This window comes from Flavisolibacter ginsengiterrae DSM 18136 (assembly GCF_059568575.1).
This window is the reverse complement of record NZ_JCANTR010000021.1, coordinates 45,533-57,045: the sequence shown is the minus strand read 5'-3', so window position 1 is coordinate 57,045 and position 11,513 is coordinate 45,533. Positions and strand designations below refer to the sequence as shown.

At 40.9% G+C, this 11,513-nt stretch carries 12 protein-coding genes; 5 read left to right on the top strand and 7 right to left on the bottom strand.

Annotation, left to right across the window (positions count from 1 at the left end; all coding sequences use genetic code 11):
• Nucleotides 1-2 precede the first annotated feature (2 nt).
• From BP74_RS17980 to BP74_RS17965, 4 genes are all read left to right on the top strand, one after another.
• Nucleotides 3-1,316 (top strand): RagB/SusD family nutrient uptake outer membrane protein, encoded by a 1,314-nt coding sequence (locus BP74_RS17980; RefSeq protein ID WP_496376240.1) that lies wholly within the window; start codon nt 3-5, stop codon nt 1,314-1,316.
• A gap of 108 nt (nt 1,317-1,424) precedes the next feature.
• Nucleotides 1,425-2,696 carry an adenylosuccinate synthase gene (locus BP74_RS17975; RefSeq protein ID WP_496376238.1) on the top strand — a complete coding sequence of 424 codons (1,272 nt, stop codon included), beginning with the start codon at nt 1,425-1,427 and terminating at the stop codon, nt 2,694-2,696.
• Nucleotides 2,697-2,783: 87 nt separating this feature from the next.
• Complete coding sequence (locus tag BP74_RS17970; RefSeq protein ID WP_496376236.1) at nt 2,784-3,170, top strand: hypothetical protein; 387 nt, start codon at nt 2,784-2,786, stop codon at nt 3,168-3,170.
• 5 nt (nt 3,171-3,175) lie between these two features.
• Complete coding sequence (locus BP74_RS17965; RefSeq protein WP_496376234.1) at nt 3,176-4,477, top strand: anthranilate synthase component I family protein; 1,302 nt, start codon at nt 3,176-3,178, stop codon at nt 4,475-4,477.
• 56 nt (nt 4,478-4,533) lie between these two features.
• On the opposite strand, the gene BP74_RS17960 is transcribed toward BP74_RS17965, so the two are convergent.
• From BP74_RS17960 to rny, 5 genes are all read right to left on the bottom strand, one after another.
• Nucleotides 4,534-5,556 carry a lytic transglycosylase domain-containing protein gene (locus tag BP74_RS17960; RefSeq protein WP_496376232.1) on the bottom strand — a complete coding sequence of 341 codons (1,023 nt, stop codon included), beginning with the start codon at nt 5,554-5,556 and terminating at the stop codon, nt 4,534-4,536.
• 49 nt (nt 5,557-5,605) lie between these two features.
• Entirely contained in the window at nt 5,606-7,015 is a 1,410-nt protein-coding gene (gene gatA / locus BP74_RS17955; protein WP_496376230.1) for an Asp-tRNA(Asn)/Glu-tRNA(Gln) amidotransferase subunit GatA, read from the bottom strand.
• Nucleotides 7,016-7,050: 35 nt separating this feature from the next.
• Complete coding sequence (locus tag BP74_RS17950; RefSeq protein ID WP_496376228.1) at nt 7,051-7,275, bottom strand: Sec-independent protein translocase subunit TatA/TatB; 225 nt, start codon at nt 7,273-7,275, stop codon at nt 7,051-7,053.
• A 134-nt stretch (nt 7,276-7,409) separates the two neighbouring features.
• On the bottom strand, nt 7,410-7,775 hold the full coding sequence (rplS, locus tag BP74_RS17945; RefSeq protein ID WP_072834208.1) for a 50S ribosomal protein L19: 366 nt from the start codon (nt 7,773-7,775) through the stop codon (nt 7,410-7,412).
• A gap of 140 nt (nt 7,776-7,915) precedes the next feature.
• On the bottom strand, nt 7,916-9,481 hold the full coding sequence (rny, locus tag BP74_RS17940; protein ID WP_496376226.1) for a ribonuclease Y: 1,566 nt from the start codon (nt 9,479-9,481) through the stop codon (nt 7,916-7,918).
• A 181-nt stretch (nt 9,482-9,662) separates the two neighbouring features.
• Between rny and BP74_RS17935 the strand changes: the two genes are divergently transcribed.
• The gene (locus tag BP74_RS17935; RefSeq protein WP_496376224.1) at nt 9,663-10,787 is read left to right on the top strand and encodes a redoxin domain-containing protein; all 1,125 of its coding nucleotides are present in this window, start codon (nt 9,663-9,665) and stop codon (nt 10,785-10,787) included.
• A gap of 55 nt (nt 10,788-10,842) precedes the next feature.
• On the opposite strand, the gene BP74_RS17930 is transcribed toward BP74_RS17935, so the two are convergent.
• Both BP74_RS17930 and BP74_RS17925 read right to left on the bottom strand, forming a co-directional pair.
• Nucleotides 10,843-11,139, bottom strand: coding sequence for a cell division protein ZapA (locus BP74_RS17930; RefSeq protein ID WP_496376222.1), 297 nt, complete (start codon nt 11,137-11,139; stop codon nt 10,843-10,845).
• 81 nt (nt 11,140-11,220) lie between these two features.
• Complete coding sequence (locus tag BP74_RS17925; protein WP_496376220.1) at nt 11,221-11,505, bottom strand: hypothetical protein; 285 nt, start codon at nt 11,503-11,505, stop codon at nt 11,221-11,223.
• Between the last annotated feature and the right edge of the window lie 8 nt (nt 11,506-11,513).

Genomic DNA, 11,513 nt, shown 5'->3' with positions numbered 1-11,513 from the left:
TCATGAAAATCTTATCAATTAAAAACAGGATGATCATTAGGTTAGTTTTTGTGGTTATCCTTATTTATTCCTGTAAAGTTGAACCTATCCAGGATCCCAACAATCCCAGTCCTTCTGCAATAGCTGCTAAGGGAACACTCAGTGAAATTCAAAACCTGGTAGATGGAACAGAGGCGGGTATCAGGATCAACATGAATTTTTATTACGATGATGTAAGTGTGATTGGAAGAGAATATTATCGATTTTCAACTTCTGATCCAAGGTTTACTTCAGACCTGTTAGGCAAAGGAACTGCCAAATTAGATAGTAATACTTTTTATATCACCAATCCATTTGCTGCCAGGTACAGGGCCATCAAAAATGCCAATATTCTTATAGATGCCCTGACAAATACAAAGGCACCTATAACAAGCGATCAGCGCAAGGCCGGTATAGCCTATGCAAAAACAGTCCAGGCCTACCAATATCTTTTGATCTCCAATTTGTTATACAATAACGGGCTTCGTGTAGATGTTAAAGACCCAGACCATTTGGGACCATTCCTGAGCCGGGAGCAAGGTATAGATGCAATCATCAACCTATTGAATGAAGCAAATACGGATTTAAAGAACAATGTGGCTGATTTTCCCTTTCATACTACATTATATTCCCAAAAAGCAGCTGAATTTTCCAAATTCAACAGGGCATTAGCAGCCAGGGTTTATATATACAAGCAGGATTGGGCGGCTGCCAACACCGCATTACAGGAATCTTTTTTGGATCTCAATGGTGATTTGAATGCTGGTGTTTATCATATGTATTCTATTGCAGGTGGCGATCTGTTGAATGCCATGTTTTTTCCGCCAAACTCAAGTGGGGAAACAAGGGTAGTGCAGCCACGTTTTATTACTGATGCGGAAGCAGGAGATAAGAGAGTTACAAACAAAACACTATTGCGCACATCCGAAGCTTTCCAGGATGATCTGAAAAGTAATTATGATTTTTTTCTCTATAAATCCAACATAGACCCAATTCCTATTATTCGTAACGAGGAATTAATATTGATCTATGCAGAAGTGAAAGCACAAACCAACGATCCTGCTGAAGCTGTTAAAGCCATCAACCGGATAAGGTCTTCTGCCGGATTAGGCCCTTATGCCGGGGGTAATGATACCAATAGCCTGATCACAGAAATATTAAAGCAACGCAGGTATTCCCTGTTTGGGGAAGGGCATAGATGGATCGATCTGAGGAGATATAACCTATTGAATCAATTGCCTATCGACAGGCCAGGTGATGATGTATGGATACAATTCCCTATACCTGCCAATGAATAAAGCCTTTATAATTTTTAAAAGCCTCCTTTCCGGGAGGCTTTTTTTATTTTCCCTATTAGGAGCGTTCAATTACTTTTGCCTCGCTTTACTATTTATATAAAATATTTTATGGTTGACGTAATTCTTGGTCTTCAATGGGGTGATGAGGGAAAGGGTAAAATAGTGGATTATTTTGCTTCAAAGTATGATATCATAGCCCGTTTCCAGGGTGGTCCGAACGCAGGACATACGCTTTACGTAGGCGAAGAGAATAAAAAGGTCGTGTTACACCAGATACCTTCCGGTGTTTTTCACCAGGGAACCATCAATCTGATTGGAAATGGTGTTGTACTTGACCCGGTTACCTTAAGAAGAGAATGTGAAACTGTGGCATCTTTTGGAGTTGACGTCAAACAAAATCTCTTTATCTCTGAACGTACGCATGTGATTCTGCCAACGCACCGTGCCCTAGACAAAGCAGCAGAATTGTCGAAAGGAAATGATAAGATTGGCTCTACCTTAAAGGGTATTGGCCCAGCCTATATGGATAAGACAGGAAGAAATGGTCTTAGGGTCGGTGACCTGTTGCATAAGAGTTTTACAACTTCTTACATCAAGCTGAGATTGAAACACCAGAAATTACTGGACAATTATAATTTCAATGAAGAGATCTCAGCCTGGGAAGAGGAATTTTTTGATGCTGTCGAATTCCTTAAGACCCTGAATATTGTAAACGGTGAGTATTTTATTAATGACCATATTTCAAAGGGTAAAAAGGTTTTGGCCGAAGGTGCCCAGGGAAGTATGCTGGATATAGACTTCGGAACGTTCCCCTTTGTTACTTCTTCCAATACTATTTCTGCAGGTGTGTGTAACGGTCTGGGTGTAGCGCCACAAACTATTGGCGAAGTAATAGGTGTTAGCAAAGCCTATTGTACCCGTGTAGGAAGCGGACCTTTTCCAACAGAACTCGAAGATGAAACAGGGGAAAAGCTTCGTAAGATCGGTCATGAATTCGGTGCTACTACAGGGCGACCCCGTCGTTGTGGCTGGATGGACCTTGTGGCATTGAATTATGCCTGCATGTTGAATGGTGTTACCCAGATCGTGATGACCAAGGCAGACGTATTGGATGCTTTTGATGATCTGAATATTTGTACTTCGTATAACGTAAATGGAAAGGAAACCAAACAAGTACCTTTTCAAATGACGCAATGTAAGATTGAACCCAACTACCAAACTTTTAAAGGATGGAAGATGGATACAACGCAGATCAAGCAGGTTCAGAGCTTACCAGCCGAGATGAAAACTTATATAGATTTTATTGATAGTAACCTGCAGGCAAAAGTTCATTATATTTCAAATGGTCCCGGAAGAGACCAGATCGTGAAACTATATTGAGTATAATCAACAGGTAAAAAAATCTTTTTTCAAAATTTGGCGATTTAAAATCTTAGCCCAAATTTTACAGCGCAATCAAATTATGTTATGGCAGTTATTTTAACCGAGGAGAATACCTCAGAAACCTTGTTCGAGACGATAGTAGCACAGGCAAAAGGCCGCACATCCAAAACCAAAAAAGTAGAAGATGATGAGGACCTGGATGATGAAGATGTAGCACCTAAGAAATCTTCCAAGAAGGTTAGTGACGATGATGATGAGGATGAGGATGATGACATAGATGGTGCTGAGGAAGATGATGATGAATGGGATCCTGATTTTGAAGAGTTTGATCTTCCAAAATCAAGAAAAGGCAAAGGTGGATCTAAAGCTGAGGAAGAGGAAGATTTTAAGGTGGAAGACACTGAAGATTTCAAAGACCTGGATCTTTTCAATGATTCAGAAAGCTTTGATGACGAAGACGATGATTTTTAATTTCATTGCATAAAATAAACACACTGAACAACTACACCTTTCCCATTGGTGATGTAGTTCAAGTGAAGAAAAAAATGTTGAGCTGGGCCAGCCAGTTCAACATTTTTTGTTTCCTGGACAATCAACAATATGCTGATGAATCACATCAGTATGAATGCCTCCTGGCTACTGGACAAAAGGATCATATTTCATCTACAGACCTTAATGCTGTAAATGCCTTTCTTGAGCGTAGCCCGCATTGGGTATTTGGTCATTTGTCTTATGACCTGAAGAACGTATTACATCATTTTTCTTCTACAAAGATTGACCGCATCGGGTTCCCGCCGCTTTATTTTTTTGTACCCAAACAGGTTTTAGTTCTTACAGAAACTAACATTACTATCTATGCGGATGATCCGAAGGCTATCTACAATGCCATACTTAATGAACCAGTATTTGAACCAAAGGAGATTGCGGCACCGGAGATCTTGCAAAAGTTAAGCAGGGAGGACTATATAAATAAAATCAGGGAACTGCAGGAACACATAGTTAGAGGAGATTGCTACGAGATTAATTTTTGCCAGGAATTGTATGCTGAAAATTGTATACTCGAGCCTTTTAGCGTATACCAGAAACTGGTTGACCTGTCTCCCAATCCTTTTTCCGCATTTTACCGCTTGAATGATAAATACCTGCTTTGTGCGAGTCCTGAGAGGTTCCTGCAAAAAACTGGTAATAAGATTATATCACAGCCTATAAAGGGGACAATCCGGCGGGAGCTACAGGATGAATCGTTAGATGAGAATTTGAAAGAAGAATTAAAACAAAGCCAGAAGGATCAGTCAGAAAATGTTATGGTTGTGGACCTTGTGCGCAATGATCTTTCTAAAATTTGTATTGAAGACTCTGTAAAGGTGGAAGAGCTTTTTGGGATTTATTCATTTCCGCAGGTACATCAAATGATTTCTACAGTTAGTGGCCAGCTGCAGGAAAAATTGTCTTTTTCCGAAATACTGAAAGCCTGTTTCCCCATGGGTTCCATGACAGGTGCTCCCAAGTACAAGGTTATGCAGCTCATTGATATTTACGAAGAACAGAGCCGTGGCATATTTTCAGGCTCAGTGGGCTATTTTAAACCAAATGGGGATTTTGATTTTAATGTGGTGATTCGCAGCATCATGTATAACGCTACTGAACAATATCTATCTTACCAGGTAGGATCAGGAATTACTTTTTACAGTGATCCGGAAAAAGAGTGGGAGGAGTGTTTATTGAAAGCTATGGCCATCAAGGCTATACTGTCACCCCCACCAGATTTACTTAATTAAAAATGCAGGAGGGGTATCTCCTGCATTCTCTAATATAATAATTAATTTGCCAGTTATTATCTTGATGATTCTGCAAGCATCATACGTACTGATTGCTCCAGAATTTGTGATTTGTTTTGCTGGAATACAGTTGTCTTTTCCGCAGGTAAACGCATATCATAAGTGCCATTACCTGCAATTGATTTATCAAAGTTTGGATTTAGCTTATTAAAATCTGAGATATTCATACCAATGGCATTGGCTATAGCAAAAGCTGTATACTTTCCACTGATGGTAAGTACTGAAGCCGTAGGATCAGTAATGACCTGTTCAGGAGTTAAATTCTCCCTTTCTTTTTTGGTAATAGTCGTTAAGCCTCCATCACCTTCCATGATATAATGCGTGGCAATAAACTTTTTAACATGATTTCTTGATTCTGCCGGAAGGTAGTATTGCAGATCCCAGAAATTATGGCTTCCACTTCTGCGAATGGCTGAATTGACATTACCAGCTCCGCAATTATAAGCAGCCACTACCAGTAGCCAGTCATTATAAATATCGTACAGGTCAGAGAGGTACCTCGCTGCCGCATTGGTACTTTTATAATAATCCCGACGTTCATCTTTATTATGGGTGATCTTTAATCCATAATCCTTTGCTGTCTGCGGCATAAATTGCCAGGGACCCACAGCGCCAGCCCATGAAGTGGCAGATGATTTTAGATCTGATTCAATAACTGAAAGGTATTTCAATTCAATAGGCAATCCTCGTTCACTGAATACAGAACCGATCATATCAAAATAAGGCTTACCCCAGGATTTCATTCTGTTCAGCCGGGCGCCATTGTCTTCAATATAATCCTGCACAAAGCTGATTGCTTTAGGATTTAACCGTGTGATGTTGATACCACTGGCGGTTTCAGTTTCAAAGAGGTTCTTAAATGCATTTTTAGGATCATTAACAGCCTGGACCTTAATAGTGGAATCCTCATAGGCAGCTATCGATCTTTTAATTTCGGTTGAAAGAGAATGTATGGCACCACGGCTCTGTATAGTCAGGCTCATGAGAAGAATGGTAGCCAACAATAAAAGTTTGTTCATCACAAAATTTTACGGGATGAGTCAAATCACACGGTTTCCTTACTCGCCTTTATTGTTGCATCAGTTGATGCGTAAAGCGTAGCAAAGATACCTCATTCTGACTTGCCGCAGCTACCTGGAGTCCAAAAGGAAGGTTAGAGGAATGTTTAAATACTGGTAAACTAATGGCTGGAATACCAGTTAGGTTGGCAAAAACAGTAAAAATATCCCCCATGTACATAGCAAGGGGATCCTTGTTTTTCTCTCCTACATGAGGAGCAATTGTAGGTGCATTGGGAGCGAGGAAGAAATCAAATTCATTGAATATCAACGTAGTTTGTTGATATAATTTTTGCCTAACTTGTTGAGCTTTGGTGAAATAGGCATCGTAATAACCTGAGCTCAGCACAAAAGTTCCCAACATAATTCGCCGTTTTACTTCTTTACCGAACCCCTGGGCCCGGTTTGACCTGTAAAAACTGGCAAGGTCTTCGGTTTCCCCAGCTGACTTTCCATACCTGATGCCATCATAACGTGACAAGTTGGACGAGGCTTCGGCGGTTGTTAATATATAATAGGTAGGAACAATATACTCTGTAAGGTCAAAAGAAACAGGTTTCACTTCATGTCCCATTTCTTTAAGTTTCTCTATATAATTCCTTATCTGAGACGAGATCTCGGGATCAATGGAATGATGATCTATCCATTCCGGAAAGTAAGCAATCCTGAATTTTTCTTCCTGCTTAGTCAGATCTGCTTTAACATGTTTAACCGGTAAAGCAGTACTGTCAAAATCATCCGGGCCGGATATCACTTCCAGTATAGTGGCTGCATCCGCAACATTGTTGGCCAATATGCCTATTTGATCAAATGAAGAACCGTAGGCTAACAATCCATGTCTTGATACAGTTCCATAACCTGGTTTTAGTCCAACCACTCCGCAATAATCTGCAGGTAGCCTGACAGATCCACCCGTATCACTTCCCAGAGAGGCCATGCACATTCCTTTTTTTACAGCCACAGCACTACCTCCCGAAGATCCACCTGGCACCCGGTTGGGATCATCTGGATGTAGTGTAGGACCATAAGTTGAATTTTCATTGGTTGAACCCATCCCAAATTCATCACAGTTTTGCCTTCCTATGATGATGGCACCTTCACCCAGCAAACGTTCCACCGCAGTGGCAGAATAAAGCGACGTGAATCCATCCAGTATATTGGAAGCAGCTGTGACCATATGGTCTTTATAGCAGATATTATCTTTTATACCAATAACGACTCCATGAAGCCTGCCTTTGATCACCTGGCTGTCAAGCAATTCAGCTTGCGCTAAGGCTTCTTCAGCAAAAACCTCCACGAAGGAATTAAGTCCACTGAATTGGTCAATTAAAAAAAGGCAGTGTTGAACTGCCTGTTTACAAGAAGTTTGACCGGTTTTTAAACGGTCATGATACTCTTCAATAGATTGGTAATTGGTCACCTAAACCTTGTGCGTAAATGGTTAAGGGTGAAGAATTAAGATTGGGAAGAATTAGATGGAGTGCTCGCTGTTGTGTTGGCCGGGCGTTCCTTTTCTGTCATGCCTTCTTCAATCTCGCGGCGTACGTTATTTTTTGCATCATTGAATTCACGCATTCCACGACCAAGACCACGCATCAGTTCGGGAATTTTTTTACCACCAAACAATAACAATACGATCAATAGGATGATCAGGATTTCATTAAAACCTAGAGGGCCCATAAAATGGATTTATTAAATGAAGAATTAAGAATACAAAGGTATTAGAAATAAAGATGACAGCAAGGTAGCTAAGATTTTAATGCAATAAAAAAGCGGAAGGTTCGACTTCCGCTTTTTTAAAAAGATTAACGATTTTATGCTGTTTCAATTGCTCTTTTCTTTTCCTGGATCCTTGCGCTCTTACCGCTTCTTCCACGCTGGTAGAACAATTTGGCACGACGAACACGGCCTGATTTATTCACTATGATTGATTCAACGTTTGGAGAGAAAAAAGGGAATAACCTTTCCACACCCACGCCGTCAGAGATCTTACGTACAGTGAAAGTAGCTGTTGCACCTTCACCCTGAAGTTTGATCACATCACCACGGAAAGACTGGATTCTTTCTTTATTACCTTCAATGATCTTATAGTTAACAGTAACGTTGTCACCGGCTTTAAACTTAGGAAATTCCTTTTTGCCTGTTAATTGTTCGTGTACGTAGGCAATTGCAGCGTTCATAACTCAAAATTTTAAATCCCGAAAAATTCGGGAGGCAAAGGTAAGGGAGAAATGTCAAAACAGGAAAGCAAAAATTAAAAAACTGAGCCCAATTGCTGAATTGAAAGCTCAGTTTTAACTTTTTTCTCCCTAAGTATTTTTTACCTCGCTACGTTCACTGCTCTTTTTTCCCTGATTACAGTTACCTTGATCTGGCCAGGGTAGGTCATTTCGGTCTGGATCTTTTGGGCTATCTCAAACGATAGTTTCTCGCTATCCTGGTCTGAAACCTTATCTGCTTCCACAATCACCCTCAATTCACGGCCAGCCTGTATAGCGTATGCCTTTTCAACCCCATTGTAAGCCTGCGCCAGGTTCTCTAATTCTTTTATCCTTTGCAGGTATTGCTGCATGATCTCCCTGCGGGCACCCGGACGTGCACCACTGATAGAGTCGCAGGCCTGTACGATTGGTGAGATCACATATTGCATTTCCATTTCATCGTGGTGCGCACCAATGGCGTTCACAATGGCAGGATTCTCACCATACTTTTCAGCCAACTTGGCTCCCAGCAATGCGTGGCTCAGTTCTGTTTCTTCATCTGGCACTTTACCTATATCGTGTAATAATCCTGCTCTTTTGGCAAGTTTGGGGTTCAATCCAAGTTCAGAAGCCATAACAGCACAAAGGTTAGCTACTTCGCGGCTGTGCATCAGCAGGTTTTGACCGTAAGAAGAGCGGAATCGCATTTTACCTACAATTCTTATCAATTCTTTATGCAAACCATGTATGCCCAGCTCAATCACTGTCCTTTCACCGATTTCCATTACCTGCTCTTCCAGTTGGCGGCGGGTCTTTTCAACTACTTCTTCAATACGTGCAGGGTGAATACGACCGTCGGATACCAACCTTTGTAAGCTTAGACGGGCGATTTCCCGGCGTAATGGATCAAAGCATGAAAGCACAATTGCCTCGGGAGTGTCATCCACTATAAGGTCAACACCTGTGGCAGCCTCAATGGCCCTGATATTCCTTCCTTCCCTTCCAATGATCTGGCCTTTGATCTCATCACTTTCCAGATTGAAAACAGTAATGGCGTTTTCAATGGCCTGTTCAGAGGCGGTTCTTTGAATGCTTTGTATAATGATCTTGCGGGCTTCTTTATTTGCTTTTTGCTTGGCTTCATCAATGATCTCCTGTTGCAGGCCAAGAGCCTGGGAATGGGCTTCCTGTTTCAGGCTTTCCACTAATTGGGATTTAGCTTCTTCTGCAGTGAGTCCGGAGATCTTTTCAAGCCTGCGGGTATGCTCTTCCTGGTGTTTCTCCAGTTCGGCCTGGCGGGTATTGACCACCTCTATCTGGCGGTTAAGATTTTGTTTAATGGCGTCATTCTCTTTGATCTGGCGCTCAAGGTGTTCCGTTTTTTGATTCAGGGTAAGTTCTTTTTGCTTGATCCTGTTCTCACCCTCCACAACCTTTCGATTGCGTTCCATCACCTCTTTTTCATGTTCCGACTTTAGGTGAACGAATCTTTCCTTAGCCTCCAGTTCTTTTTCTTTTTTATAGGTATCAGCTTTTAGTTGGGCTTCCTTAACGAGTGATTGTGCCTGTAATTCTGCTTCATCGATTCTCTTGCGCGTGTCCTGGGCAAATATGAATTTACCCGCTATAATACCGGCCACTAAGGCCACTACAGCTATGATGAGTGTAATTATATTGAGGTCCATTTTTCAGGGTTTTAAAAATTTGGTGGTTGATATATGTATAATAAGTTGTCATACCGCTTTTTAGCGGTAGATGGCGAAGATACAAAACCGGCACTATTTAAAGTACTAACAAACCTTTATGGATAAACGGTGATCAATTGTCTGATCATTTTTTTAAAATTGCATATATAAATATTATAAAATGAAGAAACTCTTCTTATTTCTTTTAATACCAGCATCTTCTTTTGCCCAGGCACCCGTCGGAGGATTTAAAGTGAAAGGCAAACTGGAGTCTTTTAAGCCAGTGGATAAGGTTTATTTTGGATACCGTGATGGTGACAATTATAATAGAGACAGTTCTACTCTTACTGATGGAGAGTTTACTTTCAAGGGTACAGTAAGTGAACCTACGGTAGCTATGCTGACTGTAAAATATGTAAAACAACCCGGTGAAGAAAGGGCCAAACAACAGGGCATGAGCTTTTTCCTGGAGCCAACAAAAATTGAGATCAAGGCCAAGGATTCAATCAAAAACAATAAGGTTTCAGGTTCTGCAGGACAGGCAGATTTGGAAAAACTGCAAAAAGACCAGGAGGAATTCAGCCCGGCCCTGAATAAATTATATGATGAATATGGGGTGGCCAAGAAGGCAAATAATAAGGAAGAGATGTCTAAACTTGAAGAAAAGATCAATGAAGCGGATGAGCAAATGAGGGAAAAGGTTTTTGGATCATTCCTACACCAGAATCCATCATCTCCTCTGGCCTTATATGCCTTGCAGCAGTATGCAGGCTGGGAAATTGACCCGGTGAAGGTTGAGCCTTTGTTTAATTCATTACCTGCAGCCCAGAAGCAAAGGGCATCTGCCAAATCCCTGAAAGACCTGATAGATATTGCTAAGAAAACAGCCGTAGGAAGTTATGCTATGGACTTTACTCAAAATGACACCCTGGGTAATCCTGTAGCACTTTCTTCATTTAAAGGCAAATATGTGTTGGTTGATTTCTGGGCCAGTTGGTGTGGTCCCTGCCGGGCAGAAAATCCTAACGTTGTAAGAACGTTTAATAAGTTTAAGGATAAAAACTTCACTGTTTTAGGTGTTTCTCTCGACCGTCCTAATGCTAAGGACAAATGGATGAAAGCTATTCATGATGACGGCCTGGCCTGGAATCATGTAAGTGACCTGAAATTCTGGGATAATGAAGCAGCTAAACAATATGGTATCAGGGCCATCCCTCAGAATGTATTGATCGATCCGCAGGGTAAGATCATTGCCAAAAACCTGAATGGGGATAAACTTGAAAAGAAATTAAGCGAGATCCTGTAACAATATCAGTTGATTTATACAGTAAGAGGCCGCTCCAAAGGGTGGCTTTCTTATTTTAAGAGGGTTCTATATAGCCATCGATCATTTTTTCCAGTGTTTGCAACCGGCTGCTGACATTATCCATATTCACCACATTGGAAATAGATGCATTTTGTTCTGTTGCAAACCATACCAAAACCATTGCGATATAATCCTGCATGTCTTTACCTGCAAAATGAGTTTTGAACTCGATCATTTTATCATTGATCGTTTTCACTGTCTTGCGCACCACCTCTTCATCTTTCGGCTGAACCCTTACCCTGTACGTGCGATCACCAATTAAAAGATTCAGGGGGATCAATTCTTCGCTCATGGTTTCTTATTAATTGTGCGTGTATTTAAACTGGTTTATTGCTATGGGCAACGCGAAAAGCTTTATAAACAAAAGCTAGTTTTATTCGCTCAGGAAGGAAATACATTTATCCACTTCCCTGATATACTGGTTGATCTTCTTTTCAAATTCCTTTTTGTCCTTTTCAGTTAATTCTCCCGAAGCAACTTTAAGAATGGTTATTTGTTGTTGCATTTCATCCAGCTTCTGCACGGTCAAAATTTCCTTTTGCTTAGCTTCAGTTATTTCAACTTTGAGCCTTTCGTTCTCCTTTTGCAAACGGCTGTATTGTTTCAGCAGTTGCTGCAACTTTTCATTGATGATGGTGAATTGCTGGTCAATGGTCATGGATGAAG